This window comes from Helicobacter equorum (assembly GCF_900198655.1).
GTDB lineage: Bacteria > Campylobacterota > Campylobacteria > Campylobacterales > Helicobacteraceae > Helicobacter_F > Helicobacter_F equorum.
In genome coordinates this window covers 13,359-39,394 of sequence record NZ_FZPO01000007.1, presented here as the reverse complement: position 1 = coordinate 39,394, position 26,036 = coordinate 13,359, and the positions used below count along the sequence as shown (strand labels likewise).

32 protein-coding genes and 2 tRNA genes are annotated in these 26,036 nt (G+C 37.5%); 18 read left to right on the top strand and 16 right to left on the bottom strand.

The window, feature by feature from the left end; all coding sequences use genetic code 11:
* Together C6H22_RS01390 and C6H22_RS01385 are read right to left on the bottom strand one after the other, a co-directional pair.
* On the bottom strand, positions 1–713 hold a 713-nt coding region (locus tag C6H22_RS01390), incomplete at its 3' end, for an outer membrane family protein (protein ID WP_199769787.1).
* Positions 714–741: 28 nt separating this feature from the next.
* Positions 742–1,455: a YebC/PmpR family DNA-binding transcriptional regulator gene (locus C6H22_RS01385; RefSeq protein WP_104693550.1), complete on the bottom strand. Its 714-nt coding sequence runs from the start codon at positions 1,453–1,455 to the stop codon at positions 742–744.
* Between the two features lie 684 nt (positions 1,456–2,139).
* Between C6H22_RS01385 and C6H22_RS01380 the strand changes: the two genes are divergently transcribed.
* Positions 2,140–2,577: a DUF3015 family protein gene (locus C6H22_RS01380; protein WP_104693549.1), complete on the top strand. Its 438-nt coding sequence runs from the start codon at positions 2,140–2,142 to the stop codon at positions 2,575–2,577.
* A gap of 259 nt (positions 2,578–2,836) precedes the next feature.
* Here C6H22_RS01380 and C6H22_RS01375 read toward each other — a convergent pair whose 3' ends face one another.
* From C6H22_RS01375 to fur, 3 genes are all read right to left on the bottom strand, one after another.
* Complete coding sequence (locus C6H22_RS01375) at positions 2,837–4,027, bottom strand: glycosyltransferase family 8 protein (RefSeq protein WP_104693548.1); 1,191 nt, start codon at positions 4,025–4,027, stop codon at positions 2,837–2,839.
* Between the two features lie 501 nt (positions 4,028–4,528).
* Positions 4,529–4,786 (bottom strand): hypothetical protein, encoded by a 258-nt coding sequence (locus tag C6H22_RS01370; protein ID WP_104693547.1) that lies wholly within the window; start codon positions 4,784–4,786, stop codon positions 4,529–4,531.
* Positions 4,787–4,836: 50 nt separating this feature from the next.
* Positions 4,837–5,292, bottom strand: a complete 456-nt coding sequence (fur, locus tag C6H22_RS01365) for a ferric iron uptake transcriptional regulator (RefSeq protein WP_104693546.1) — start codon at positions 5,290–5,292, stop codon at positions 4,837–4,839.
* A 209-nt stretch (positions 5,293–5,501) separates the two neighbouring features.
* Between fur and C6H22_RS09070 the strand changes: the two genes are divergently transcribed.
* From C6H22_RS09070 to moaC, 9 genes are all read left to right on the top strand, one after another.
* On the top strand, positions 5,502–6,824 hold the full coding sequence (locus C6H22_RS09070; protein WP_324826064.1) for a methyl-accepting chemotaxis protein: 1,323 nt from the start codon (positions 5,502–5,504) through the stop codon (positions 6,822–6,824).
* Between the two features lie 17 nt (positions 6,825–6,841).
* A complete protein-coding gene (locus C6H22_RS01355) occupies positions 6,842–8,884 on the top strand; it encodes a penicillin-binding protein 1A (protein ID WP_233706984.1) in 2,043 nt (680 codons plus the stop codon).
* Positions 8,885–8,949: 65 nt separating this feature from the next.
* On the top strand, positions 8,950–9,192 hold the full coding sequence (ccoS, locus tag C6H22_RS01350) for a cbb3-type cytochrome oxidase assembly protein CcoS (RefSeq protein ID WP_104693545.1): 243 nt from the start codon (positions 8,950–8,952) through the stop codon (positions 9,190–9,192).
* A complete protein-coding gene (locus C6H22_RS01345; protein ID WP_104693544.1) occupies positions 9,192–10,145 on the top strand; it encodes an NAD(P)-binding domain-containing protein in 954 nt (317 codons plus the stop codon). Before ccoS ends, C6H22_RS01345 begins: the two co-directional genes overlap by 1 nt.
* Positions 10,146–10,157: 12 nt before the next feature.
* Entirely contained in the window at positions 10,158–10,916 is a 759-nt protein-coding gene (locus C6H22_RS01340) for an exodeoxyribonuclease III (RefSeq protein ID WP_104693543.1), read from the top strand.
* A 143-nt stretch (positions 10,917–11,059) separates the two neighbouring features.
* The gene (locus C6H22_RS08745) at positions 11,060–11,236 is read left to right on the top strand and encodes a hypothetical protein (RefSeq protein WP_199769786.1); all 177 of its coding nucleotides are present in this window, start codon (positions 11,060–11,062) and stop codon (positions 11,234–11,236) included.
* 8 nt (positions 11,237–11,244) lie between these two features.
* A complete protein-coding gene (locus C6H22_RS01335) occupies positions 11,245–12,444 on the top strand; it encodes an HD domain-containing protein (protein WP_199769785.1) in 1,200 nt (399 codons plus the stop codon).
* 10 nt (positions 12,445–12,454) lie between these two features.
* The gene (gene cmoA / locus C6H22_RS01330) at positions 12,455–13,168 is read left to right on the top strand and encodes a carboxy-S-adenosyl-L-methionine synthase CmoA (RefSeq protein ID WP_233706983.1); all 714 of its coding nucleotides are present in this window, start codon (positions 12,455–12,457) and stop codon (positions 13,166–13,168) included.
* A 14-nt stretch (positions 13,169–13,182) separates the two neighbouring features.
* Complete coding sequence (gene moaC / locus C6H22_RS01325) at positions 13,183–13,656, top strand: cyclic pyranopterin monophosphate synthase MoaC (protein WP_104693541.1); 474 nt, start codon at positions 13,183–13,185, stop codon at positions 13,654–13,656.
* Here moaC and C6H22_RS01320 read toward each other — a convergent pair.
* On the bottom strand, positions 13,653–14,906 hold the full coding sequence (locus C6H22_RS01320; RefSeq protein WP_104693540.1) for an MFS transporter: 1,254 nt from the start codon (positions 14,904–14,906) through the stop codon (positions 13,653–13,655). The two genes, moaC and C6H22_RS01320, sit on opposite strands and share 4 nt — an antisense overlap.
* 179 nt (positions 14,907–15,085) lie before the next feature.
* On the opposite strand from C6H22_RS01320, the gene C6H22_RS01315 reads away from it, so the two are divergent.
* The 6 genes from C6H22_RS01315 to C6H22_RS01290 all read left to right on the top strand — a co-directional run bounded on the left by C6H22_RS01315 (position 15,086) and on the right by C6H22_RS01290 (position 17,784).
* Positions 15,086–15,931 (top strand): fumarate hydratase, encoded by an 846-nt coding sequence (locus C6H22_RS01315; RefSeq protein ID WP_104693539.1) that lies wholly within the window; start codon positions 15,086–15,088, stop codon positions 15,929–15,931.
* Between the two features lie 10 nt (positions 15,932–15,941).
* Positions 15,942–16,499, top strand: a complete 558-nt coding sequence (locus C6H22_RS01310) for a Fe-S-containing hydro-lyase (protein ID WP_104693538.1) — start codon at positions 15,942–15,944, stop codon at positions 16,497–16,499.
* A 27-nt stretch (positions 16,500–16,526) separates the two neighbouring features.
* Entirely contained in the window at positions 16,527–17,147 is a 621-nt protein-coding gene (locus C6H22_RS01305; protein ID WP_104693537.1) for a bacteriohemerythrin, read from the top strand.
* Between the two features lie 103 nt (positions 17,148–17,250).
* Positions 17,251–17,568 (top strand): F0F1 ATP synthase subunit C, encoded by a 318-nt coding sequence (locus C6H22_RS01300; RefSeq protein ID WP_095628288.1) that lies wholly within the window; start codon positions 17,251–17,253, stop codon positions 17,566–17,568.
* 29 nt (positions 17,569–17,597) lie between these two features.
* Positions 17,598–17,682, top strand: a tRNA-Leu gene (locus tag C6H22_RS01295).
* 15 nt (positions 17,683–17,697) lie between these two features.
* Positions 17,698–17,784, top strand: a tRNA-Leu gene (locus tag C6H22_RS01290).
* Between the two features lie 5 nt (positions 17,785–17,789).
* Here the strand turns inward: C6H22_RS01290 and C6H22_RS01285 are convergent.
* Genes C6H22_RS01285 through C6H22_RS01240 form a run of 10 tightly spaced genes read right to left on the bottom strand, consistent with a single transcriptional unit; the run spans position 17,790 to position 24,426 of the window.
* A complete protein-coding gene (locus C6H22_RS01285; protein WP_104693536.1) occupies positions 17,790–18,560 on the bottom strand; it encodes a glycosyltransferase family 10 domain-containing protein in 771 nt (256 codons plus the stop codon).
* Positions 18,500–18,946 (bottom strand): hypothetical protein, encoded by a 447-nt coding sequence (locus C6H22_RS01280; protein WP_104693535.1) that lies wholly within the window; start codon positions 18,944–18,946, stop codon positions 18,500–18,502. Before C6H22_RS01280 ends, C6H22_RS01285 begins: the two co-directional genes overlap by 61 nt.
* Positions 18,947–18,970: 24 nt before the next feature.
* Entirely contained in the window at positions 18,971–19,441 is a 471-nt protein-coding gene (locus C6H22_RS01275; RefSeq protein ID WP_104693534.1) for a hypothetical protein, read from the bottom strand.
* Positions 19,416–19,610, bottom strand: a complete 195-nt coding sequence (locus C6H22_RS01270; RefSeq protein WP_233706982.1) for a DUF5408 family protein — start codon at positions 19,608–19,610, stop codon at positions 19,416–19,418. The genes C6H22_RS01275 and C6H22_RS01270 overlap by 26 nt, the downstream gene beginning before the upstream one ends.
* A 2-nt stretch (positions 19,611–19,612) precedes the next feature.
* Positions 19,613–20,437, bottom strand: coding sequence for a metal ABC transporter permease (locus tag C6H22_RS01265; RefSeq protein WP_233706981.1), 825 nt, complete (start codon positions 20,435–20,437; stop codon positions 19,613–19,615).
* A 2-nt stretch (positions 20,438–20,439) separates the two neighbouring features.
* Positions 20,440–21,174 (bottom strand): metal ABC transporter ATP-binding protein, encoded by a 735-nt coding sequence (locus tag C6H22_RS01260; protein ID WP_104693533.1) that lies wholly within the window; start codon positions 21,172–21,174, stop codon positions 20,440–20,442.
* 2 nt (positions 21,175–21,176) lie between these two features.
* Positions 21,177–21,992 carry a metal ABC transporter solute-binding protein, Zn/Mn family gene (locus C6H22_RS01255; RefSeq protein WP_104693532.1) on the bottom strand — a complete coding sequence of 272 codons (816 nt, stop codon included), beginning with the start codon at positions 21,990–21,992 and terminating at the stop codon, positions 21,177–21,179.
* Positions 21,993–22,018: 26 nt separating this feature from the next.
* Positions 22,019–23,377 (bottom strand): NlpC/P60 family N-terminal domain-containing protein, encoded by a 1,359-nt coding sequence (locus C6H22_RS01250; RefSeq protein ID WP_233706980.1) that lies wholly within the window; start codon positions 23,375–23,377, stop codon positions 22,019–22,021.
* A complete protein-coding gene (locus tag C6H22_RS01245; RefSeq protein ID WP_104693531.1) occupies positions 23,374–23,730 on the bottom strand; it encodes an arsenate reductase family protein in 357 nt (118 codons plus the stop codon). Before C6H22_RS01245 ends, C6H22_RS01250 begins: the two co-directional genes overlap by 4 nt.
* A gap of 18 nt (positions 23,731–23,748) precedes the next feature.
* Positions 23,749–24,426, bottom strand: coding sequence for a DedA family protein (locus tag C6H22_RS01240; RefSeq protein ID WP_104693530.1), 678 nt, complete (start codon positions 24,424–24,426; stop codon positions 23,749–23,751).
* 115 nt (positions 24,427–24,541) lie between these two features.
* Between C6H22_RS01240 and C6H22_RS01235 the strand changes: the two genes are divergently transcribed.
* Both C6H22_RS01235 and kdsA read left to right on the top strand, forming a co-directional pair.
* Positions 24,542–25,192, top strand: coding sequence for a carbonic anhydrase (locus tag C6H22_RS01235; protein WP_104693529.1), 651 nt, complete (start codon positions 24,542–24,544; stop codon positions 25,190–25,192).
* Positions 25,193–25,203: 11 nt separating this feature from the next.
* A complete protein-coding gene (kdsA, locus tag C6H22_RS01230; protein WP_104693552.1) occupies positions 25,204–26,025 on the top strand; it encodes a 3-deoxy-8-phosphooctulonate synthase in 822 nt (273 codons plus the stop codon).
* The last annotated feature ends 11 nt before the right edge of the window (positions 26,026–26,036 follow it).

Below are 26,036 nucleotides of genomic sequence, written 5' to 3'. Positions count from 1 at the left end.
TGTATAGGAAAAAGCGCGGTAAGCTTGGTAGTAGATCCAAGTGTATCAGAATCTCCAACATAAATTTCAAGATTAGCACCTGGTGCAATGTATTCACGATCGCCATAATACACATATGTATCAAACTTTACACGTTCATTTGCATAGCCTACCTCGGCATTTAAAATCCCATAGGTTGAAAACAAACGCTCATAATCCATAAACCATCCACCACCTGCAAAGGCAATCCCACTCGTGCCAAAAAGCTTCAGATGAAAACCACCCGCACGCACGATGGCATTCATACCCTCGATGTATGCATCAATCCAATCATCATTTTCTTGTTTGAATCTCCCAAGCTTAATGTCTATATTCTCATCTTCATAGCGCATATATGCGTTATGCACAAAGATATTGTGCGCATTTGCTTGTGAGGCAACGAGATCGTTGTGATAACCACTCCAGTAACCGACATGATTGAAAGCTAAACCTTTTGTAGAATCATGTGTCAATCCTGCGCCTACACCACCTAGCACTATTTCAAAGCCATTATGCTTATACCCTATATTAAGTTGCCCTAATGCGTACCCATAAGTGTTGTTTGGAAAACTTCCTGCAAGTGTAGTCGCATTTTTGTTATACAACTCCATACCGCCAGTATAAAAAAAGCCATTACTCTGTGCAGATTCTGTAGAATCTTGCGCATAAAGTGCAAAACCACAAACCAAAGCCATACATATGCTATGCGTTATTTTCATTGTGTTATTGAATATTGGTATAAACCGCTTGCACATCATCATCTTCTTCTATCTTATCAAGCAACTTCTCTGCTTCAATAATTTGTTCTTCTGTAAGCGTGATAGGACTTGTTGGGACTCTCTGCAAGGTTGCTTTTATAAGAGGAATTTCTAATTTTTCAAAACCCTCATTAAGTCTCCCAAAGTCTTTATAATCCCCATATACGACAATCTCTCCTTCATCATTCTCTTCAAGCTCCTCTAACCCATAATCAATGAGCTCTAACTCCAAATTTTGCACGTTCATAGAATCTGGCTTAGTCAAGACAAAGACACTTTTACGCGCAAACATAAATTCTAATGAACCATTTGGCACGATTTGACTACCCGGAGTTTTATTAAAATAGCTTTTGATATTTGCTATTGTGCGTGTGGGGTTATCTGTCGTGCATTCGATAAAAATCAACACACCATTAGCGGCTTTTCCCTCATATGTGATTTCGCTAAATTGTCCATCTTTACCACTGGCGCGTTTGATTGCCGCATCAATATTATCCTTTGGCATATTTTGTGCCTTGGCATTGGCTACCGCAGTCCGCAACTTAGCATTCATCGCCGGATCAATGCCACCTTCTTTGGCAGCCACAGTGATTGCCTTGGCAAGTTTTGGAAAAATCTTACTCATTTTATCCCATCGTTTTTCCTTGGCTGCCCTACGATATTCAAACGCTCTTCCCATTGAAAATCCTTTTGTACAAAATACTTCTTAAGAAATACAACATTATAATAGACACCATGTTAGAAAAACCTAAAATTAAGCTTTAGCTCGATATACCCAAATGATGATGGTGTCTAAAACCATTAGGACCTAAACTCAAAATCTTAAATCTTAAGGATCTCACGATGAAAAAATTACTAATGCCTATGACATTATGTATGTGGTGTTTGCTGATATAAGTATAAACGTAAATGTGCTTGATGCAACAATCAAAGGCAAAATGTTGCTACACTAGGAAAGAACGTATTGCTTTCGTCACCTTATGAACAACGCGATACTCAATTGCTGCAAATACTAAAAAGATTGAGCGTGCAAGGTGGTGCTATGGAATATAGATTCACAAGATTGGGGACATATCAACCCACAAGAAATGCATGACAGAATCTTTACCCTTAGTCTTTTATAGCATAGTGGGATCATACTTTTTCACGATGTGTATACAAAATCCTATGAAATCTTGCCAAAATTTGTCCAAACACTGCGAATGTGTGGCATACAATTTGATATCCCTGCCTTATAAGCAACAAATTCACAACTTGCCAAAAGTCCTATGTAATTTTGTGCTTGTTTAAGGTAACTTGAAATAAATTCAGCTATGATTAGTCCATAAGCATTTTGCTTAAATTACACAAAGGAGAGGTTACAATGAAAAAAGTTTTAGGAAGCCTAGTATTAGCTAGCGTATTGACAAGCAGTGCATTTGCAGCGGCAAACTCAAATGTTGGATGTGGTTTGGGTTCTAAACTCATCGATAAACAAGGGCTTATTTGGAATCTTCTCCAAATTACAACAAACCATTCCACTGGAACACAAACCTTTGGTATCACTTCAGGAACTTCTGGATGTAGCTGGCAAGGACTTGTAATGGATACAAGAGTGCAAGAATTTGTAGCATCAAATATGGATACACTTTCAAAAGAAATTGCACAAGGCAAAGGCGAATCTCTTGATACATTTGTAGAGCTTTTACAAGTAGAAGACAGAGAAGCCTTTAAAGTAGCACTTCAAGAAAACTACAACAAACTCTACGCAAACAAAGATGCACAAATGGCAGATGTGCTAAGCAACGCCACAACACTCTAAAAAAATACTTTCTCATAGTAAAGAAGTATTTTGAGCAAATCCACCTCTTGGTGGATACCCTTTGATAAAAATATCTTTTAATTCTTTTCACAAAAATAAAAATATATCACAGCTTCACAAAAAAATTTAGCACACAATTGCTTGATTTTAGCCATGCAACACTGTGTTTAGAAATAAGCTTTTAGGGGGGGGGGATAGCCGATTATCCATCAATAATTAGACACATATAAAACTTAATAGGATCGCTTTATAAGCGTATTTAACTATACAAGAAATTCTTAATCCGTCTTTTAAGTGATTGTTTTAATCGTTTTAGCGGTCTCTTTTTTGTAAGCAAAATTGAGAGATTAAAAATCGCACTTTCTTGCCTTTGTATATATAAAATTTGTAATTCTTTGCCAAAAATTGGCGTATTGCATGCTTCTATCCACCATTGATTGCGATAGGCACAGCTTACTATGCTTCCATCCTCATTCATTCTAAGTGTATGCCAAGGCTTTATTGGAGTAAGATAATGCAATATCTTAATAGTGTTTTTTGCCTCCATGTATTCTTGATAGGTATAGGCAAGACTAGATTCTTGGCTCTCACCTTTGAAAGCACTCTTATCTCTATTTTCTACATGCCCTATCATAAAATTCCATTCAAATGGCAAAATGCAAATATGTTCGCTCAATACCGCATTTAGCGTATCTTGATCATGGAATATTGGCACATATTGCTTTAACCATTCAAAGCATTTTTGTTCTATATTATGGATTCTATATTGCTCTAGGTTTATCAGCATAAATCCAGCATTAAAATAAGTGTCAATATTTAATGCAAAGCCATTATTGTCACCATTTATACTAGGCATAATACGAGAAGACCAATAATCTGCATCCAATGCAGCACCGCATATTTTATCCCCTAAATCTTTATAAAAAATCTCTCTAATATCTGCCATACAAAGCATATCAACATCAAGATATAAACATGTTTTAATCTCTTTTGGCAAACAGCTCACCATCTTTATCCTAAAATATGTAAGATAATTATTATTTAGTTTTGGCAAACCCTGAAATATAGAATCTGAAAGGGTATAAATATGAAACTTGCAAGGATAAAGCCTATTTAACTCTATTTCTAAGGCTTGAAGTTTTTGCTCTGTTTCATGTTTTAAGCCGTCTGTGAGAATGTGAAAAGCAAATGGGTTATTTTGTATCTGGCTGTTTTGTGATTCATATGAAAATATGTTATCCTTAGATAGGGCGATGTTGTTTAATGAATGTATTGTGCCTACATTATCTTTTGCATGACAACTTATTGATTGAGTGTGAGCGATGGTTTCGCCCCCCCCCCCCGTAATCTCATCAGTACTATTATATACAGCATTTTTCACAATACTATGGCACAAAACCGCAAGATATTTCATATAATCATCATTTATATTAAACACAATATGATACATAATGGAATCTCCTTGTTAAAAAATGTTGAAATTGTAGCAATTTTTGTTTTAAGTTTATTAAAGTGGTAAATTATGTATGTGTATAAGTGATATATCTCACTTATCTATAATTTCATCTACAATCTATTGTTTTAACTTTAAAGTAAAAGATATACAATTTTTAGCGTATTTAAGTATGTTTTATATGTTTAAAAGGCATATAAAACTACACATAAAATTATTAAGTAGAGAATGCAAAATTTAAAGTGGTTACTGATATAGTTTGATTTGTATCAACGTATTAATACGTTTTATGGCATTGTCGTGTTCAAACTTTACAATAATTTCCTATCTTTTTTTGAAACATCATCAAGGCTGTAGCAGAAATTTGATTGCATAAAAAATTAAGTTTAGAATCATGGGCAAAGGTTTCATCACCCTGTTGATATATGCAAGGATAAGTATCCAAACCATGCCTTTTAAGAAAATGCAGCTCTTTATGGGACATGTGGCAAATTGTATTTAGTCTAAAGTTCTACCCGCATTAAAACGAAATTTGTCTTGTTTGCCAATCTGTGCAGCCAGATAGAATCTACCACCATTCTTTAACACCCTTTGAACTGACAATAGTGCAAGTCGCCATGCATCTGAATTAAATAGGCTCCCCATATATGCCAAGCCCAAAACCATCAAGTGCCCCATGATTGAAAAAGATTCAATACTACTATCTTCTATTCCACGCAACGTTGTTATATCGGATTGAAGGCAACTTACCCCCATATATATCCTTAAAAAGAGAAATGTTGAATCTATCTGTTAAATTGTTGTGTCTATTGTTTTTGGCATTTAGCACATTTTACAAAAAGTCGCATATCGTGGCTAATGATTGTAGCACCAAATTCTTTAGCAATTTCAATTTGCAAGGCTTCAATTTGCGGATTCACAAACTCTATAATGTCACCACAATCAAGACAAATGATATGATCATGATGTTCTTTGGCGGCGATTTCATAGCGTCTCCCACTTTTATCAGCCTCTAGTGCTGTAATAAAACCACTTTTTTCCAAAAAGCTTAAGATTCTATAGACTGATGAAATACTTGCGTTTTTATCCACCATACGAATTTTGTTTGTAATTTCTTCAGGGCTTAGATGTGTACCACTTTTATATAGCACGATGAGAATCTCCTCGCGTTGTTTAGAATTTTTTAATCCATTGCGCTTAATCTCTACACGCAACCGATTCAAAATCGACTCTAAAGTTTCTAAGCGCTTGGTATCAATCATCGTTATACCCTTTTATCAAGATTTAATATATTTTGAGATTGTAACATAAGTTATTGATAAAAACCATGATAAGCTTTAGGTTTTTAGACAAATTACAATATAACTTTATATATAGTATTTCACACTCCAATCTTTCTATGATTTTTGTCTCTTTTCAGAGTTTTTATGGCATAATCCCAGTGGGTTTCAAAAATTTATTTAGGGGAGAAATGTCGATGTTTGGCACAAAAAAACAAGCAAACGATCACAATCAACTTGCAAGAGAGGTGCAAAGCCTCAAAGAAGAATTAGAGCATTACAAAGAGGCTTTAGGCTTTACACAAAAAGAAATTATTGTGGGTATTAAAAATGGCGAAGTTGTCTTCAAAAATCAGGTTGCTTCTAGACTACAAAATTTTGATACATTTGCTGCACACTTGCACCATGATCTAACAACATTGGCATTACCTATGGGAGAATTTACTATTGCAACTAAAAAAGTGGGTGATGTAGTCTATTATTCCGCTATGGCTTTGGATTTGCGCAGTGATAAAAGTGGTGGTTTTGACTTATTTGATGTTTATAGTCGCTCTATGTCAGCCGGTATTGCTGGTACACAATCTGCGCTACAAGAAGTGTTAGAACAATCTACAGAAGTGGTTTCACGATCTAATGAATCTGTGCAAAAAGCAGAAAATGGTCGCGAACTTAGTAGCGATGCATTGGAAAAAATCGAAGTGTTATATGAAAAAATGCAGATTTCCACACAACTTGTGGATTCTCTAGCGCAAAGAAGCAACGAGATTACCAATGTTGTTTCACTTATTGATGATATAGCCGAACAAACAAACCTTTTGGCACTTAATGCCGCTATCGAAGCAGCACGTGCTGGAGAACATGGAAGAGGGTTTGCCGTGGTAGCAGATGAAGTGCGAAAACTTGCTGAAAAAACACAAAAGGCTACTAAAGAAATAGCTGTTGTCGTAAAATCTATGCAACAAGAAGCTAATGATATTCAAAGTGGAACAGAAGAAACAAATACCGCTACAAATGTTGTAAGAGATGTCATATCTGCACTTACTGATCTTATTAACCAACTAAAAACAAGCAACCTTATCAATAACCAAATTTCATCATCGTTAAGCTCTAGAATCTTCTGCACACTTGCAAAGCTTGACCATACGGTGTATAAAAATAATCTCTACGGATTCTTGTTTGGTATTAAAGATAGCTTCAATAAAGTGGATCACAGAAATTGTCGTCTAGGCAAATGGTATTATGAAGGGCGAGGTAAGCAATTATTTAGTCACACGCAAGGATACAAAAAACTTGATCCATTTCATGAAGAGGTGCATACACAAGCTATTTCATTGGTTAATTTGCTTGAAGATCCTAATACAGCGTGTGCAAAATCTTGCATACAAGAAAAAGTATCAGAAATGGAAAAAGGTAGTGATGGTGTAATGCGTTGTATAGATGAGCTTTACACAGAAGTTCATGATGAAACTCAGGCTAAAATAAGTGAGCTAGAGGGTTCACCCAAAGCACAATAAATTCTCAAAGACTATCAGTGTGGCGAATAATACGATATAGCACAGGGGTTGCATTTTTTGTAGCTCTTTTTGGTGTGGGTATATATCTTTATGGTGTATATACAGAAGTGCAAGGTGAAATAGAATCTGTCAAACGCCATAAAATGGATATTACCACGCAAATTTTTGACACAAAAGGTCGCTTAGTAGCAAATCTTTTTAGTGAACACTATCGATTATATGCTAAGTTTGAAGAAATACCCCCAAGAATTATCGAGATTCTCCTAGCCGTTGAAGACACATTATTTTTTGAGCATATGGGTATCAATCCAGATGCAATCTCTCGCGCCATTGTCAAAAATGTCAAAAACCTTAAATATTCTGAAGGTGGTAGCACACTCACGCAACAAGTTGTCAAAAACATAGCACTCTCACCAGAAAGAACACTCAAACGCAAAATAAAAGAAGCGATGTTTGCCATCACATTAGAACAAAATATGAGTAAGGAAGATATTTTGGAGATTTATCTAAACTATATCTTTTGGGGACATGGATATTATGGGGTAAAAACCGCTGCACTTGGATATTTTCATAAGAATCTTAATGAACTCACACTCAAAGAAATGTGTATGCTTATGGGACTTCCAAAAGCCCCAGACACGTATGATCCATCAAAAAACCTCCAGCATTCATTAGGGCGCGCAAACAACATTTTAGATAGGCTAAAAGACATAGGGTGGATCACACAAGAAGAATATGAGGTAGCAATTGTGGAGATTCCATATGTGTATAATGACAAAAGCCTCACACAAAATGTCGCGCCTTATGCAGTCGATGAAGTCGTGCGCCAACTTAGTCCAATATACCCGGATCTAAAAACCGGTGGCTATAAAATTTATCTCACAATAGATTTAGATTATCAAAATATCGCACAAGAGGCATTACGATATGGTTATAATCACATCAACGAACGTTTATTGGAACAATATCCAAAGGCTTTTATACGTGAAGAGCTAGATTCTGAAGGACTTATCTATGCGAAACCTAAAGAATCAGAGGCAAATAAATACGGTGAATTGAATGGGGCTATGGTTGTTACAGAATCCCAAAGTGGCAAAATTTTAGCGCTTGTAGGTGGCGTGGATTATAAAAAATCTGTGTTTAATCGCGCAACACAAGCCAAACGACAATTTGGCTCTAGTATTAAACCTTTTATCTACCTTGTAGCCTTTGACAGGGGCTATTCTCCGGCATGGCAAGTCATGGATGCACCAAGAAAATTTGGTAATACAAATGAAAATACGCAAAGTGATCAAGAAGACGAAGAGGATGTGTGGAAGCCAAAAAATGTGGGTGCATATGGCGGTCTCATCACTCTTCGTGAGGCATTACGCAAATCTGCCAATCTCGCAACACTGAATCTAGTACAGCAAGTAGGATTTGATGTCATATATAGAGGCATCAAAGATTTTGAATTCCCATATGTCCCAAATGATATGTCAATTGTTTTAGGAAGCCTTAGCCTTTCTCCACTAGAAGCTACGAAGTTTTATTCTGTTTTTTCCAACTATGGCACGATGATAACTCCACGCTTAGTAGATTCTATCGTCGATGTGCAGGGTGAAACCTACACATTTCCTATTGTCACGCGTGAATACACACAACCACAACAAGCGTTTTTGGTAACAGATATCTTGCATGATGTCGTCAATCGTGGGACTGGGATAAGAGCACGCGTCGCAAATCTAGAGATAGCAGGAAAAACAGGAACATCAAACCAAAATATCGATGGTTGGTTTTGTGGTTATTCCCCAAGCATACAAACCATCATATGGTATGGACGGGACAATAACACGCCAATAGGTCCTGTAGAGACAGGTGGTATCGTTGCCGCACCTGTGAATGCATATTTTTTCAATAAACTCCTAAAAATTGAACCTGGTCTCAAAAGACACTTTGATGTGCCAAATGGCATCATGAAAAAAACCTTTGCGGATGGGGAATATCTCTACACTAATATTTCCAAACTTCCACCAACAACCCCATCGGTAACAAATGTCGAGGAAGATTTACTTTTTTAGTGAGGGGTAATGGCTTTATTAATTACATTTTGGCAAAATATACACTTATATCTAAGGATTAAATTTTGAATGTCGAGATTATAGCTTTCATGCTTGGTATTTCTCTTATATTGGGATTTTTTGGTCTTCTTGGATTCTTGTGGGGACTAAAAAATGGACAATTCGATGATGAAAACAAAATGATGGAAGGTGTGCTTTTTGACACTCCTGAAGATTTGAATAAAATTGCAAACCAACACCAAAAACATGATTTTTTACAAGAGCTAGATTCTCAAATCACACAATCCCAAAACAAAAAGGAGTCATGATGGCTGAAATGTATAATGTAGCAATTATCGGTGGTGGTCCCGGTGGTATAGGTGCTGCTGTGGAAAGTGTAGCACTAGGTATTACAAATGTCGCAGTGTTTGAAAAAAGTGAGCAACATAGTGCAACTATCCGACAATTCTATAAAGATGGTAAGCGCGTGGATAAAGACTACAAAGGGCAAATTGTTGATCTCAAAGGTAGCATACATTTTGTAGATGGGAACAAAGAAAGCACACTAGAGCTTTTTGATAAACTCCTAGAAAACCTCAAGATTCACTACAAAACCGACATAGAATCCATCCAAAAAGTAGGTGATATATTTGAAATTCATAGTAGTGGTGGGCAAAGTTTTAAGGCAAAATTTGTTGTCATAGCTATTGGTAAAATGGGGCAACCAAACAAACCAAGCTATCCCATTCCACCAACAATTAGAAAAAAAGTGCAATTTAATGCCAACAATATCCAAAGTGATGAAAAAGTATTGGTCGTAGGTGGTGGTAATTCAGCAGTAGAATACGCCACCTTGCTATGCAAAGACAATGACACGACACTTAACTATCGTCGCACAGAATTTAGCCGTATCAATGAAGTCAATGCCAAGCAACTCCAAGATTCTATCCAAAGCGGAAAACTAAAAACACGTCTAGGTGTGGATATACAAGGATTAGAAGATACTGAAGGCGAAGTAAAAGTTAATTTCACGAATCATCAAAGTGAAACCTTTGATAGAGTTGTCTATGCGATAGGTGGTGCTGCGCCTATAGATTTTCTAAAAAAATGCCAATTAGCACTTGATGAAAATGGCACACCGATTTCAAATGAAAAACTAGAAAGCTCTATAGAAAATGTGTTTTTAGCAGGAGATATCGCACTAAAAAGCGGTGGATCAATCGCTGCTGGATTAAATCACGGATATGAAATCGCTTGTGAAATCAAAAAACGCCTTGGTTAAAGGGTAAGTATTTTGAAACTCATTTCGTGGAATGTCAATGGGCTTAGAGCCTGCATGAATAAGGGCTTTATGGATTTTTTTAAGTCTGTTAATGCTGATGTATTTTGTATCCAAGAATCCAAAATGCAACGCGAACAAGCCACATTTGATTTTCCTAATTATGAAGAATACTGGAATAGTGCCGAAAAAAAGGGTTATTCTGGGGTAGCAATTTTTAGCAAAACCAAACCATTAAGTATCGCGTATGATATGGGTATTGCACACCACGACAAAGAAGGGCGTATTATTTGTGCAGAATATAAGGATTTTTATCTTGTCAATGTCTATACGCCAAACTCTAAGCGGGAACTAGAGAGATTATCATATCGTATGGAATGGGAAGATGATTTTCGCGCCTATCTCAAAAATCTAGAAAAAATAAAGCCTGTGATCGTGTGCGGGGATCTCAATGTCGCTCACCAAGAAATTGATCTCAAAAATCCAAAAACAAACCGCAGAAATGCAGGTTTTACTGATGAAGAGCGTGAGAAAATGACACAGCTTCTAGATTCTGGATTCACTGATACATTTAGACATTTTTATCCCACGCTAGAGGGAGCATATAGCTGGTGGAGTTACATGGGAAAAGCGCGAGAGAATAACACTGGGTGGCGGATTGATTATTTTCTCTGCTCTAAAGTTTTAGATTCAAAACTCTTAGGCGCTAAAATTTATCCTGAAGTTTTTGGTAGCGATCATTGCCCTGTAGGCTTAGAAATAGATTTGCCGTAGTGAGAATCTACGCTACAAACCACTTCACAAAAACCTTGGCATGCATTGAGAAACTTTGCCTAATTCTTTTAGGTTGTCATAATGGTATAAAAAATGCTTTGTTGTGATTGCAGAAATAATTTTTATTTTTCTAAGGAGTATGAATGCGAGTTTTCATAAATCTTATAGGAGCTATGATGGTAAGTCTTATATGTTTTAGTGCTTGCTCACACAAAAAACCTGTAGGTTCATACCAAGCTATAGAATGCCAAACTATTTGCCAAAATGGGCAATGCACACAACAATGTGTGGGTGCTACCGGTGATTATTACAAAAAATAGAGAATCTCATGCCAAAAACTCCACGCCTTAGCAACACACTTTTACGTAAAATCTTTGTAGCTGCGTCTATTCGGCGTTGGAATGACCAAGCCACGCCTGTGGAGTTTGTCGAACTAGATAAGCAAGCGCATAAATTTGTTATCGCCTATCTTTTGGCGCGATATGAGGAACATATCCAAAACATTAAAATTGATTGGGAGCGATTAATCCTGCAATTTTGCTATGAATTTTTTGAGCGTATCGTACTTACTGACATTAAACCTCCCGTATTTCACCAATTAGCCAAAACACATAATCAAGAGCTTGTGCATTTTGTAATGCAAAATCTACAAACCGATCTTGAGACATATGAGTTTTTTCCGCAAATGGAGACATATCTCACTTCACATACTTCCAATATCGAAAAAGAGATTCTCAAAGCCTCGCATTATTACGCATCAAAATGGGAATTTGACATTATTTATCATTTTAATGCCAACATGTATGATGTGCAAAATATCAAAAATACTATCGACAAGCAAGTAGAGGAGCATTATCATCTTGCAGGTATGCAACAAATTGTGCTTTATGAAGATATGCGTGAGCTTATCACCATGTTTGGGCAGCTTAGATTCCAAAAACGCTGGAGCCAAACACCAAGAATCCCTGCGACTTCTGTATTGGGACACACACTCATAGTCGCCATAAGTGCGTATCTATTAAGTCTTGATTTGGGATGTTGCAAACAAATGCGTATTAATCATTTTTTGTGTGGTTTGTTTCACGATTTACCCGAGATTCTCACGCGAGATATTATCTCACCTATCAAGCACACAGTAAAAGGCTTAGATGAATTTATCAAAAATATTGAACGACAAGCAGTAAACGACAAGATTTTATGCAAGGTCCCGCCAAACATTCGTGATGATATTGAATATTTTACACAAGATGAATTCAATAATCGCTATAAAATTGAACATTTTAGATACGACATGCAAAATGGTGCAGATTTCTTTGCACAATTTAATGAAGATAAATTTGATCCTATATATGGGGAGTTTCTCAAGGTATGTGACAATCTTAGTGCATTTTTAGAAGCTAAGATCTCCATTACACATGGCGTGTCTAGCCAAGATCTTATCGAAGGAGCACAAGGCATATTCCAAAAATGCGCTGATAAAGAAATCGCAAATGTCGATTTGGGTGCGATTTTTAGAAACTTTGCCTAAAGAATTATGTATGCAAAAAAAAGATATGCTTTTTGGAGAATCCACACAAGGAGTGCAAAAAAAATTTGCATTTGATACACAAGTGGCAAGTGTTTTTGATGATATGCTAGAGCGCTCTATTCCATTTTATCGAGAAAGCCTTACGTTATGTATAGATTTTTTGAAATACAATGCCAAAGATGGAGTAATCTATGATCTTGGTTGCTCCACAGGTAATCTTCTCTTAAACCTTGAGCCACATACAAATGCTATATTAATAGGGCTTGACACCTCTAAGGCAATGATAGAACACGCCACGCTCAAAGCAAAAGCTTACAATGCCTCCGTATCTTTTAAAGTCGCTGACTGCACACAAGAGGAATTTTGTGAATCTAGTGCTTTTGTGAGTAATTATACATTGCAATTTATTCGCCCACCACAAAGATTAGGATTAGTGCGTAAAATATATGAATCTCTTAGGGAAAATGGCACTTTCATTATGAGTGAAAAAATGACAACTACAGATCCCCTACTTGATAGCCAAATGATAGAATACTACCATAGTTACAAACACAATAATGGCTACTCCAAAACCCAAATCGCACGCAAACGAGAAGCACTAGAAAATGTGCTAATCCCCTACACACTCCAAGAAAACCTACATTTGCTCCAAGAAGCTGGATTTAAACATGTTGAAGTGCTCTTTAAATGGGTAAATTTCGGTATGCTCATCGCACGAAAATAACACAAAGGATCATCATGAATCTCACACACCTTAATCACAACAACAATCCCACAATGGTTGATGTAAGCACCAAAGATAGTGCTTCTAGAGAGGCACTTGCTAGCGGTAAAATCACAATGAGTAAGGTTGCATTTTTGGCAGTGGTAGAAAATACCAACAAAAAAGGACCAGTTATCCAAACAGCAGTGATTGCAGCTATTATGGCAGCCAAAAATACAAGCCAAATCATTCCAATGTGCCACCCACTTTTTATAAGCAAAGTCAATGTAGATATTATTCCACTAGAAGAAGAATGTGCCCTTAGAGTAGAATCACTTGTCAAATGTGAGGGCAAAACAGGTGTAGAAATGGAAGCCTTGCATAGCGTAAGTGTCGGATTGCTTACTATCTATGATATGCTCAAAGCTATTGACAAAAGCATGCTAATAAGTGATATTTGTTTAGAATCTAAAAGCGGAGGGAAAAGTGGGGATTATAAACGCACTTAGCATGGTTTATGCACCCTTCCAATCACCATCGCCAAAATCCCCAAAAACACCATATAATACCCAATCATCAAGAGATGATCGCTCCCACTTGCCCAGCCAAAAAATATCGGTGTCAATCCACCAAAAACTGCGTATGAAATATTATAGGCAAAAGAAAGTCCGCTATATCGTATAGGCGCAGGAAAACTTCGCACCATAATAATGGGCGTAAACACACTCAATCCACCAAAAAATGCCATAGCACAATACATAACAACCACAAATTCTAAAGAAGCCTTTGCCTCTAAGAGCCAATAAAAACACAACGCAAAAATACATAACCCCATACCAAACATAAAACTCGCTTTTTTTACACCAACTCTATCATGCAAGATTCCAGCCAAGATAGCGCCAAATGCGATGCAACAAATTATCACCATTTGATATAAAACCCTATCAATGGCAGAAACCTCCAAAACTTGCGTGAGAAGCTTTGGAGAGAGCAACACGATAATAACTACACAACCTGTGAGAATCCAAGTGCTAAGAAAAGAATAGGCCACACCTTGCTTAAAAGATTGCAACGCAGATGCAAGAGGAAATTTCTGTGTTTGTTGCATGGCTATAATTTCTTTAAATACTGGGGTTTCGTTTAAAAATTTTCGTAAAAAAATAGCAATAATCCCAAAAAGCCCTCCAAGGATAAAAGGCACACGCCAAGCATAAGTAGCAATCTCTGCTTGACTAAATACAAGATTCACACAAAGTGTTACCACACTTCCCAACAAAATCCCACCAATTACAGCACTTGTAAAAACTCCCATATACAAACCTAAGGTTTTGTCATCGCTATGTTCGCACACAAAAACCCAAGCACCCGGAAGCTCACCACCTATGGCGATACCTTGTAAGATTCTAATAAACACAAGCATGATTGGTGCAATATAACCAATGCTTTCAAAAGTAGGCATAAATCCTAGTGTAAAAGTAGGGATCACCATAAGCAAGATCGAGATCATAAACATTTTTTTGCGCCCACTTTTATCGCCAAAATGTGCCATAATAACCCCACCCAATGGTCTTGCAAAATATCCTGCTGCAAAAGCTCCATAAGTATTCATATGTGCCCAAAATGGATCGAGTGTGCTAGGGAAAAATACACTAGAGATAATTTCTGTAAAAAATACAAAAATAATAAAATCATAAAACTCTAGCATACCACCAAGTGAACTTAAACCCAAAACCTTGATTTCTGACTTCCGTAAGTGCATATATAAACCTTAGAAAATTTTGTAGGCATTGTAACATTATTCCTTATATTTTATTACCAAACACGACACATACAACGCTACATGACGCGACATGTAATTCTTTATAAATTTTTAAGATTTGTTTTTGCTATCTTTGGCTAGAATGAAACCGCACCAGGAATCAAAACAAGGAGAAAGCCATGAGAGAGATTCAATATCAAAGTATAGTAGAAGCAGTTGCAAAGCTTGCAATTCAAGCTTGTTGCGTGCAGACAAACGACATAAAAGAAGCATTTGCAAAAGCACAAAATACCGAACAATCGCCACTTGGAAAAAACATCATCAATACATTAATAGAAAACGGCAAAATTGCACAAACAAACATGATGCCTATCTGTCAAGATACCGGGATGCTTGTAGTGTTTGTTAATGTCGGTCAAGATGCACATATTGTGGGCGGATATATCGAAGATGCCATCAATGAAGGCGTAAAAAAAGGCTATACTGAGGGATATCTACGCAAATCTGTCGTAGCAGATCCACTTTTTGAGCGTAAAAATACTACAAACAATACGCCTGCAGTTATTCATACAAGAATTGTGCCGGGTGATAAAGTGCATATCCAAGTTGCACCAAAAGGATTTGGTAGTGAAAACAAAAGTATTCTAAAAATGCTTGTCCCCGCTGATGGAATCCAAGGTGTAAAAAATGTATTCTTAGAAGCTGTTAAACTCGCTGGTCCAAATGCATGTCCTCCTATGGTAATAGGTGTAGGCATAGGTGGGACAATGGAAAAAGCAGCACTCTTAGCAAAAAAGGCGGCAGTTCGTGAGGTAGATTCTAAAAATCCCGATGAACGATATGCTAAGCTTGAAGAAGAACTCTTAGAAATGGCAAATGCCACAGGTGTTGGACCACAAGGACTAGGAGGCACAACCACTGCTTTTAAAGTCAATGTTGAATGGTACCCTACACATATCGCTGGCTTACCTGTAGCAATTAATGTCAACTGCCATGCCGCTAGACACGCGGATATCGAATTGTAAGGAGGAAACTATGAACGACATCAAAAAAATCACGGCTCCCTTTAGCAAAGAAGTAGGCAAAAGCTTAAAAGCTGGAGAATCTGTGCTCATTTCTGGAATGATTTTGGTTGCTAGAGACGCTGCACACAAAGCTCTAACAGAAGCTTTAGCACGAGGTGAAAAACTTCCAGTAGAGCTAGCAGGAGAGACAATTTATTATCTAGGACCTAGCCCTGCTAAACCCGGTAATGCAATAGGTTCAGCAGGTCCCACAACAAGTGGCAGAATGGATAAATATACGCCTACAATTATTGCGCAAGGTATTAGTGGCATGATTGGCAAAGGCTACCGCTCTAAAGAAGTGATAGATTCTATGGTAGCAAATGGTGTGGTATATATGGTAGCAGTTGGAGGAGCTGCCGCTCTTATTTCAAAAACAATCAAAAAATATGAGGTATTAGCGTATCCTGAACTTGGTCCAGAAGCAGTAGCGCGCATTACTATCGAAGATTTTCCTGCTATTGTAGCCATCGATGCACAGGGAAATAATTTTTATGAAATGGGACAAAAACCTTATAGAAAAATCTAGTTTTCAAGCTGAAAGGTAGAAAACATTATGTTGCCAACGTGGAGTAATGAGTATTCTGTGCATAATGAAACTATTGATGCTGAACATCGTAAGCTCTTTGAATTAGCACACAGAGTCGAAGTAGCAGCAAACAAAGCGGCCAATCGCTCGGAGCTTAAAGATATTTTGGCAGAGTTTTTTAATTATATGCGTGTGCATTTCGCACATGAAGAAGAATATATGAAGAGCATAGAATATCCAGAACTCTCAAATCACAAGGAGATTCATAAGGAATTCACACGCAATGTCGCGAGTCTTGTTAAAAGTTCGCATTCTATAAATGATCTCAAAGAGAGTTTGCTCATCATTGCTAGAGATTGGCTTATAGGACATATTATGCAAGAAGATAAACGTATTGAAGAATGGAATGCAATCCAAATTGCCAACAATACAAAAGCAGTGCTTGATAAACAAACTAACCCCTCTTGCTTAATCGACCAAAAATCATTGAGCCTCAAATTAAAAGATAAACCTCCTGTATATGTGTATCAATGCCACTGCAAGATACACAGAGTTTCAGAATCTACACACAACAAAATCAACAAAATAGACACAAATGTTGTCTGCAAAGAGTGCAAATATCCACTACAATTTTTACGCCAAGAGTGAAATTTAAACTAGCTTTTATCAAAACATAGCTAGAATGCTTCTCCCAAAGATTTAGTAGGGGAGAGATCCGAAAGACTTTGTATTTTATTGTAAGGAGATCAAGATGAAAATCTTTCTTGTTTTGTCTTTAGGTATGCTTGGCTTAGCATTTGGAGCTGAAGTAAGTGGTCTAGATATGATTCGCATGTATTCTGTTCTTGGTGCAGTTGTTGGTGTAGGTATCGCAGCACTTGGTGGTGCTATTGGTATGGGACATGCAGCAGCAGCAACTATCTCTGGAACTGCTAGAAATCCTGGTATTAGCGGTAAATTACTTGGAACAATGTTTATTGCATTGGCACTTATCGAAGCACAAGTTATCTACACATTGGTATTAGCTATTATTGCTCTTTATAGCAATCCTTTCTTGCCTAATTCTTAATCTTTGTCTCCGCATCTTGCGGAGATTATGCGCTGGTGGTGGAATTGGTAGACACACCATCTTGAGGGGGTGGCGGGGCGACCCGTGCGAGTTCAAATCTCGCTCAGCGCACCACTTATTTATATACAAGCCGGGGTGGTGAAATTGGTAGACGCGCTAGACTCAAAATCTAGTAGGGGCGACCCTGTGTCGGTTCGATTCCGACCCTCGGCACCACTTTTTTATATATTTTCTCTATTACACATTCTCTTTAGATTTTGCAAAGTATCTCTTACATTTTTGAATTGCCTTAGAAATTTCTCTATGAGCTCCCATTTTATTGCCCTAAGTGGATCGCTACCCTTAATCAACATTCTATTATGTCGCTTCATGTGCACACCATCACCTCTACGCAATGCCGCTTTTGCTCCTTGAGATACTATAGAATCTAAAAATACTTCAAGTTTTGTCTTGTAATATGTGTAAGGATCAAAATCTCCTACAAAGATAGGTTGAAAATACATTTCTTGATACCTCTTAGGATCACTATCTATGCGTATGACTTCTTGTGCGAGATCTTGGAGGGTAGCAAAATTATGCGCATTAACAAAAGCCTTTGGATTGATAGTATATTCACGCAAATGTGGTGAGATATGTGCAATAGTTGCCTGTATTGTATCAGATGATGTAGTGTTGCAAGCACTAGATTCACGCACTATGTTTTCACACAAACTTGTATCACCCCAATATATAGGAATACACCCAGCAGCATAAGCATCAAAAAGTTTTTCAGTCAAATACCCTGGATAACTTGAGTTTTCAAAACAAATATGAAATCTATAATTTCTCAACCATTTGAGCTTAGAATCTTTGAAATTTGTATAGCGATCGCCTATGGGTCCACCAATATTATTTTTCCATCTCCCACCAGAATCTACGCGTTTATAAGCATTCAAGATTTCAAAAAAGTCATCTCTAATCTTTGTGTGTTCGCCACCACCATTTGTCGCCATAAATGCACAAAATTTTTGGCGATTAAGGGGGGGGGCAATGTGCAACGAATTTGGGATTGTTTATAGAGTTCTTGCACATGCGGTGCAGGTAAAAAATCTAATGGCAAGCGCAAATGCCTATCACCAAAATCCATATAATCAAAATCGATACTATAATCTGCAACATTCCAATTTGTGCGGATATTCTCGCCTGTAAAAAATATTCGCACACATTCATATCGCAAATGTGTGAAACCAAAAGGACCGTAGAGCAAAAACTCCGGATCTTCACTATAACGCACATCATATTTTTGAGATAGAATCTGCACAAAAGGATTGGCAAAAAAATTCTCTTTTGTATCAGATGAATGCCAATCTACCACACGCATATATACTATTGGTTTCATATTTTCCCTTATGTTGGCATAGTATTATTTATTTTGCAAAATTTGCAAAAGTAAATCCCTATTGTGCAAGGATGCACGCACTCTCACTGCTGGAATCTCTAAAAGCGCACGCTGTCGTACAGCACTATCGCGCCATAGATTTTCATCACGCAACAATACTTCATGAGCATACAGACAATCTAGCACTTGTTCTTTTTCTCGCTTCAAAAGCGCAATGATAAAAAACGCCATATCATCTGTAATATCATAATCTCCCACATTGATAGCACAGCTAAAAACAGAGGTATTTGGTTTAATCTGCATAGCCATAGAAACGCGATAGCGCTCCCCAACTGGGATAGAATCTCGCAATTCTAATTTATAGGATATAATTGCTTCTACCTCTATCCCTTCAAAATTCTCATTGTACTCTAATTCATCAAGGCTTTGTGTTGCCCACACATTCGTGGCAAGCAATAACCAAAAAATACTAAGACTTTTGCAAATCTTTGACATGCTGCTCAAGCTCTATAACACGATGACTAATCCCAGCATTCGCATCAATTTGTGTCATTATCATATAAAGATTAAGCACACTAAGCACCAAAACCAAACACACGCAAAAAAGGCTAATTTTTACTGCTCTCTTGGCAATATTTGATGAATCTTCCTCTCGTATAGACATGTTTAAACCTCCTTTTGCAAAAGGTATTTACAACCTAATGCAATAAGCATACTCACACACATCAAAAGCACGATACATGCACCAGGACTGATATTAAGCCAATACGCAAGAAAAAATCCAACCCACATAAACACCAATGAGAGCACAAAACCCACACACATCATCGCCATAAGTGATTTCACAAATAATTGTGCGATATAGGCAGGAATACACAAAATCGCAAGCACAAGAATAAGTCCTGCCACGCTCATACTCATCACAACCCCAACCGCGATAAGCACAAAAATTACCCGATTAAGCCACATCGTGCCTACACCCTGCACACGACAAAATGCCTCATCATACAAAAACCCAAGAATCTGCCTATAATACACACCCACAAAACACAACAAAATCACATCATACGCAGCGATAGCCTGTGCTTCTTCATCACTCACAGCGATAATTGAACCAAAAAGATAGCTTGAAATATCACTATTGTATCCGGGCGTAAAATCAATAAGCACTACACCTAGCGCCATGCCAAATGCCCAAATTGCCCCCATATATGAATCTAGCCGATCCTGATAATGTCTGTTTGCCCATGATAAAAACAATGCCAACAAAATTGCAAACAGCATAGCGCCGAATGTCGGAGAGAATCCACAAAATAACGCCAACCCAACACCGCCAAATGCACTATGTGCGACACTTCCTGCAACAAATACCTTTTTATTTGCTACAGCAATAGATCCTATCACGCCACTTACAATACTTACCAAAAATGACACCAAAAGAGCCATCCACACAAATTTCAAGCTCATAATTTCAAGCAAAGATTCTATCATTACTAAGCCTTGTTGTTTGTTACCTGTGTATTTGTGAGCTGATAAAACAAATCAATTTCACAAAAATGTTCACTCGAAGAATTTTCTGGGACTCCAATATTTGGGACATCATGAAATGTCGCGGTTTTATTAATATAAATAATTTTTGTAGCATAACGCAAAATCGACGAAAGATCATGACTAATCACGATGATACTCATACGTGAATGTAACTCTTGGAGAATCTTAAAAATCTCATCTTGTCCCTTCACATCAATACTTGCGGTAGGTTCATCAAGTAACAAAATATCAGGTTTAGCACATAATGCCCTTGCAACAAGCACCCTTTGGCGCTCCCCTCCGCTTAATTGTCCGATTTTTCGCTTAGCTAAATGTGCGATTCCAAGATTATGCATAATCTCCATCGCATACGCTTTTTGTTCTTCATTGGCTCGTAGAAAACCTTTTTGCAAAAATCCCATCATCACGACTTCATATGCACTTATGGGAAAATCCAGGTATTCCATTGTATTTTGAGCAACATAGCCTATGCGTGGGGTTGGAGAAGCATAGCGGATATTGCCCATATGCGGTGTGAGCAATCCGGCTAAGAGCTTAGCAAACGTGCTTTTACCACCACCATTTGGACCTATGATAGCCACAAATTCATGGGGGAAAAGTGTAAAATCCACAGATTCTAAAACAGACTCACGCCCATAACAAAAACAAAGCTTTGAAACTTCAAGTAATGGTGTCATTGTTATTTTTGTGTAGCTATAGCCTTTGCATATCCCAACATAGCCTCCGCCCAATTCTCTTGTAATGGATCAAGCTCTACAATCTGCAAACCAAGATCCGTGCTTAATGCCTGCACTTGTTTTTTTGCAAATTGTGGTTGTAAAAAAATAGTATGAATATCCCTTTGCTTAATCAATGCAATCACTTCTTGTAAATGTGCGCTCTTGGCTTCTTTGCCATCAGATTCTATTGCAATCTCTTCTAATCCATATTCACTAGCAAAATAATGCCACGCGGGATGATATACCACAAAAGCCTTTTTCGCATCAGACTTAGCAAATATCGCCTTAATTTCAGAATCTAAAGTGTCAATTTCTTTTAGAAGTTCCTCGTAATTTTGTTTATAAAAATTTTTGTTTTTAAAATCAATACTTGCAATAGCACGAAAGATCTCTCTAGCTTGAATCTTCATAAATGTAGGAGAAAGCCAAATATGTGGGTCATGCGCGACCTTAAAGCCGGATTTATTAAGAGCACTTGGTATATCAAGAAAATACAATTTTGGGTTTGTAGATTTAAAGCGATGGAGCCATTTTTTTTCAAATGACATGCCCACACCGACATAAATTTGTGCTTCCTTGATATCACGCATCTGCAATGGTAGTGGCTCATAAATCTCTGGAGATTTCCCATTTGGCACCATGACTTTGACCTCAACAAGATCTTTTGCAATTTTTTGCACCAAATAACTTTGCGGCAACACACTTACCATGACCATAATCTTTGCCTGCACAATAGATCCAAACAACAATACAAGCAACACAAATATACATCTCATAAACTACACCCCCTTAAAAAGTTTTACTAATTCTGTATCTTTCCTTGCACGATATTTTGAGATAATATTGTCATATCCGACATCGCACCTATGCGCTCTAACAAGGTTTTAGAATGCCTAAACATACCATTATATTCTTCGCCAACATGCAAGGTGGTAATCACCACACCACCAAGCATATTTTCATATCTCTTACCACTTGTAACGCTCCATGCGCTGTGGGCAACAATCACTCTGCCTTGTGAATGCCCCAAGTAAATCACAATATGCCCTTGTAACCACAAAATCGTGTAAAATGGCGTAGCGTTGGCGATAATATAGGCTTCCTTATCTGCGGATGACATTTTACTTAAATCTACGCTGTTTTTTCCATAAAAAACCTGTGCCTTAGAATTTCGTGGCAAAAAAATACCATTATGTGCAAAAATATCTCGCACTAATGCTGAACAATCTCGCTCTTCATACATACCCCCCCAGCCATATGGTCTCCCCATAAGTTGTGTGAGAAAATCCGCTACAAGTGCTTGATCAAGCTCTGAAGGAAATGGGATAAAATCTTGTTTTTTTACCTTGAGGGTATCAATCTTTGCCCTGCCATCATTTTGACGCACAATATTGTATATCTCATAAAAATCTCCTGCTTTAGCCTTGAGTGCAAAAATCTGCCCTATTCTTGCCTGTGTTGTAAAGTGTTTTTTAGAATCCAATAACACAATTTTATCCTTATTTGGCGTGATGTATGATCCCCAACTCATAATCTGCTTGACATCTGCATCACTTAAGGTTGCTATATCCTGTGCTTCCACCCATCCATACACAAAGGCAGATTCTATATGTGCAAAGCGCCGTGAGCTATCATAGTGCGTAATGAGCACAGGTGTGCCACTAAAAATAAGTGAATTTTGCCATCTATCAAAAGGGTATCCATCACGCTTCGAAAATTTTGGTAGTATACTAGGGACTGCCCGAACATGCGTGCTTTTAGTAATGATAGCTTTTTGATTTGCACTCGGATAGAGATCAAGTTGCATAGAATCTAATATATTTTGTCCATCAGCCAATGTATAAGGTTTTAGATTCTCACCCCACCCACGCGATTTAAGCAATGATGGACGAATCCAAAATACTTCATCAACATTTGGATTGGGTCCTTTTTGTAACCATGGGGAAAAAAACTTTTGGAGGTAATCTTTTTGCAACGCCTTAGAATCTAGCTTACCAAACTCTAGCGTATCTTGAGGGAGATAATAATTAGCATTTTGAGGAAGTGTGCTAAGATCCTTTGGTGTGAGAATCGTAATCTTTTTTTGCGAACATGCCCCAAGGATACATGCACACAGCACCAAAACACAAAATTTGCCAACTCTATTTGCAAGATTTATCACTGCACATTACCATTACAACAAAGCTTATAAAGGTCTTCATCATAACCCACGATGACTACATCACCACATTCTATCACAGGGCGTTTGACAAGCGTAGGATTTTGGAGCATAGCTTGAATTTTTTGCTCATCATTGAGATTTTTTTCTTTTAAACCAAGTTTTTTGTATGTCGTGCCCTTAGTATTTAGTAAAGCTTGTAGGGAGGTTTTTTGTATCCAAAATAAAATTTTATCTCTACTTGGTAGCATTTTTTTGAAATCCACAAACGCATATTTCACACCATGAGATTCTAAAAAACTACGAGCCTTTTTTACACTGCCACAATTTGGTATACCATACACTTGCACCTGCATTGTCGCTCCTTATAATTTTTAGTCTTTTTTGGTTTTTTTATATTTCCAATACAATACATACGCCACACTTACGATACACACAAAAACAAGCAATGAATATCCTGCAATTCTTGTCCAACTTTTAATTTCACTCTCTTGGGTTGTAATATCTTTGGAAGTGAAAGCATGTATGATGTTTGCAATCTCAAAATCCGCCCCAAATGTCGCACCAATAGCATATCCGATCCACACAAGGATAATAACCCAAATCCCAGCACCAAGTGAGGTATAAAAACAAAATTTTGCAAGATTCATACGCGCAAGTCCTGCAGGTAACGAGATATATTGTCTCACACCCATAATAAGTCGCCCTACAAATGTGCTAATCTCTCCATGCTTAGTAAAATACGCTTCCATTTTTTGCATGCTCGATTCACCAAAGAAAAAATACTTTCCAAATCGAATCAAAAACTCGCGCCCAAACTGCAAAGCAAGCCAATAATTTAATAATGCTCCAATCAATGAACCAGCCACTCCCATAAGCGTAGCTATCACGGGATTCATATCGCCTCTATATGCTAAGTATCCAGCTGGTATCATAACTACTTCTGAAGGAAAAGGGATAAAACTAGATTCTATAAACATCATCACAAAAATCCCCAAATATCCCATATCACCAATAAAATTTACAATCGTTTCAATGATTTGCCCAAACATCACATTCCCTTACATCAAGCTAGAGCCAAACTAGCCTTATAAAAATTAAAGCCGATATTATACTTGCTTTTGTTATAATCATCCCTTTAAAAATCGCAAAAATTTTAAGGAACACATGAAAGAATTATTTGAGGGAGCCATCAAGTTCCAGGAAGAAGATTTTGTAGCTCACCAAGAGCTATATGAGAGTCTTAAAAAAGCACAAAATCCACATACATTATTTATCAGTTGTGCAGATTCACGCGTGGTGCCAAATCTTATCACGAATTCCGATCCGGGCGATCTGTTTGTCGTGCGTAATATTGGCAATATCATTCCACCATATACGGAATCTAGTGGAATGCGTCAAGGCTATCTCGCTACCACGTCTGCCATAGAATACGCCATCACCATTCTTGATGTCCAAAACATCATCATATGTGGACATAGTAATTGTGGTGCTTGCACGGCAATCTATGAACCACCACAAAAACTAGAAAAAGCGCCGTATGTGCAAAAATGGATCGAACTCCTAGAGCCCGTGAAACAAAAAGTGCTCACACTCAAACCTAGCTCCAAATCTAAGCGTATGTGGCTTACTGAACAAATCAATGTCGAACAACAACTTGAGAATCTTATGACATACCCATTTGTAGAGGAACGCTTTGATCGTGGTGAGCTTAATATTTATGGTTGGTATTACATTATCGAAACGGGGGAGATTCTCAACTACAATATGATTAAAAGAGAATTTAAACCTATAATCCAAAAAGAAAAGGAAAAATAATGTCTGAAAAAATGATCCTCATGAGCGGACCTTGTGTTATTGAAAGCTATGAAAACCTTAGTCAAACCGCAAAAGCACTCGCACCTATCGCACAAAATCCTAATATTGATTTTTATTTCAAAGCAAGTTTTGATAAAGCAAATCGCACAAGTTTGGATTCTTACAGAGGACCGGGTTTGCAAGAGGGTTTAAAACTTTTAGCCCAAATCAAACAAGAATTTGGATATAAAATCATTACTGATATTCACGAAAGCTGCCAGGCCCAAGCTATCGCTGAAGTAGCCGATGTGATTCAAATACCGGCATTTTTATGTCGCCAAACCGATCTCATCGTAGCAGTGGCAAAGACTTCAAAAATTGTCAATGTCAAAAAAGGACAATTTATGAATCCTGCTGATATGAAACACACGGTGCTAAAAGCTATAAAAACACGCGGTGGTGATGCAGCCACATATGAACAAAGCAAACATTATAGAATCTGGCTTACTGAACGCGGCAATAGCTTTGGATATGGCAATCTCGTGGTAGATATGCGATCGCTTGTTATTATGCGTCAATTTGCACCTGTAATCTTTGATGCAACGCATAGCGTGCAAATGCCTGGAGGACTTGATGGCAAAAGTGGTGGTGATAGGCGTTTTGTCCCATATCTTGCACGTGCAGCAGCAAGTATAGGAATAGATGGATTTTTTGCAGAAACACATCTAAATCCAGAATCTGCCCTTAGCGATGGCGCAAATATGGTACCCACACAAGAGCTTTTTGGACTGGTAGAAGATTTATTACGCATACGATCGCTACTTCCTAGCTTACAACCACTCACATTATTATAAAGGAGAATATA

What these genes read in the sequence shown, in the direction of transcription:
- C6H22_RS01385 (WP_104693550.1), bottom strand. Translation starts at nt 1,455, where the DNA reads ATGGGAAGAGCGTTTGAATATCGTAGGGCAGCCAAGGAAAAACGATGG.
- C6H22_RS01380 (WP_104693549.1), top strand. Translation starts at nt 2,140, where the DNA reads ATGAAAAAAGTTTTAGGAAGCCTAGTATTAGCTAGCGTATTGACAAGC.
- C6H22_RS01375 (WP_104693548.1), bottom strand. Translation starts at nt 4,027, where the DNA reads ATGTATCATATTGTGTTTAATATAAATGATGATTATATGAAATATCTT.
- C6H22_RS01370 (WP_104693547.1), bottom strand. Translation starts at nt 4,786, where the DNA reads ATGGGGGTAAGTTGCCTTCAATCCGATATAACAACGTTGCGTGGAATA.
- fur (WP_104693546.1), bottom strand. Translation starts at nt 5,292, where the DNA reads ATGATTGATACCAAGCGCTTAGAAACTTTAGAGTCGATTTTGAATCGG.
- C6H22_RS09070 (WP_324826064.1), top strand. Translation starts at nt 5,502, where the DNA reads ATGTCGATGTTTGGCACAAAAAAACAAGCAAACGATCACAATCAACTT.
- C6H22_RS01345 (WP_104693544.1), top strand. Translation starts at nt 9,192, where the DNA reads ATGGCTGAAATGTATAATGTAGCAATTATCGGTGGTGGTCCCGGTGGT.
- C6H22_RS08745 (WP_199769786.1), top strand. Translation starts at nt 11,060, where the DNA reads ATGCGAGTTTTCATAAATCTTATAGGAGCTATGATGGTAAGTCTTATA.
- C6H22_RS01335 (WP_199769785.1), top strand. Translation starts at nt 11,245, where the DNA reads ATGCCAAAAACTCCACGCCTTAGCAACACACTTTTACGTAAAATCTTT.
- cmoA (WP_233706983.1), top strand. Translation starts at nt 12,455, where the DNA reads ATGCAAAAAAAAGATATGCTTTTTGGAGAATCCACACAAGGAGTGCAA.
- moaC (WP_104693541.1), top strand. Translation starts at nt 13,183, where the DNA reads ATGAATCTCACACACCTTAATCACAACAACAATCCCACAATGGTTGAT.
- C6H22_RS01320 (WP_104693540.1), bottom strand. Translation starts at nt 14,906, where the DNA reads ATGCACTTACGGAAGTCAGAAATCAAGGTTTTGGGTTTAAGTTCACTT.
- C6H22_RS01315 (WP_104693539.1), top strand. Translation starts at nt 15,086, where the DNA reads ATGAGAGAGATTCAATATCAAAGTATAGTAGAAGCAGTTGCAAAGCTT.
- C6H22_RS01310 (WP_104693538.1), top strand. Translation starts at nt 15,942, where the DNA reads ATGAACGACATCAAAAAAATCACGGCTCCCTTTAGCAAAGAAGTAGGC.
- C6H22_RS01305 (WP_104693537.1), top strand. Translation starts at nt 16,527, where the DNA reads ATGTTGCCAACGTGGAGTAATGAGTATTCTGTGCATAATGAAACTATT.
- C6H22_RS01300 (WP_095628288.1), top strand. Translation starts at nt 17,251, where the DNA reads ATGAAAATCTTTCTTGTTTTGTCTTTAGGTATGCTTGGCTTAGCATTT.
- C6H22_RS01285 (WP_104693536.1), bottom strand. Translation starts at nt 18,560, where the DNA reads ATGGCGACAAATGGTGGTGGCGAACACACAAAGATTAGAGATGACTTT.
- C6H22_RS01280 (WP_104693535.1), bottom strand. Translation starts at nt 18,946, where the DNA reads ATGAAACCAATAGTATATATGCGTGTGGTAGATTGGCATTCATCTGAT.
- C6H22_RS01275 (WP_104693534.1), bottom strand. Translation starts at nt 19,441, where the DNA reads ATGTCAAAGATTTGCAAAAGTCTTAGTATTTTTTGGTTATTGCTTGCC.
- C6H22_RS01270 (WP_233706982.1), bottom strand. Translation starts at nt 19,610, where the DNA reads ATGTCTATACGAGAGGAAGATTCATCAAATATTGCCAAGAGAGCAGTA.
- C6H22_RS01265 (WP_233706981.1), bottom strand. Translation starts at nt 20,437, where the DNA reads ATGATAGAATCTTTGCTTGAAATTATGAGCTTGAAATTTGTGTGGATG.
- C6H22_RS01260 (WP_104693533.1), bottom strand. Translation starts at nt 21,174, where the DNA reads ATGACACCATTACTTGAAGTTTCAAAGCTTTGTTTTTGTTATGGGCGT.
- C6H22_RS01255 (WP_104693532.1), bottom strand. Translation starts at nt 21,992, where the DNA reads ATGAGATGTATATTTGTGTTGCTTGTATTGTTGTTTGGATCTATTGTG.
- C6H22_RS01245 (WP_104693531.1), bottom strand. Translation starts at nt 23,730, where the DNA reads ATGCAGGTGCAAGTGTATGGTATACCAAATTGTGGCAGTGTAAAAAAG.
- C6H22_RS01240 (WP_104693530.1), bottom strand. Translation starts at nt 24,426, where the DNA reads ATGTTTGGGCAAATCATTGAAACGATTGTAAATTTTATTGGTGATATG.
- C6H22_RS01235 (WP_104693529.1), top strand. Translation starts at nt 24,542, where the DNA reads ATGAAAGAATTATTTGAGGGAGCCATCAAGTTCCAGGAAGAAGATTTT.
- kdsA (WP_104693552.1), top strand. Translation starts at nt 25,204, where the DNA reads ATGATCCTCATGAGCGGACCTTGTGTTATTGAAAGCTATGAAAACCTT.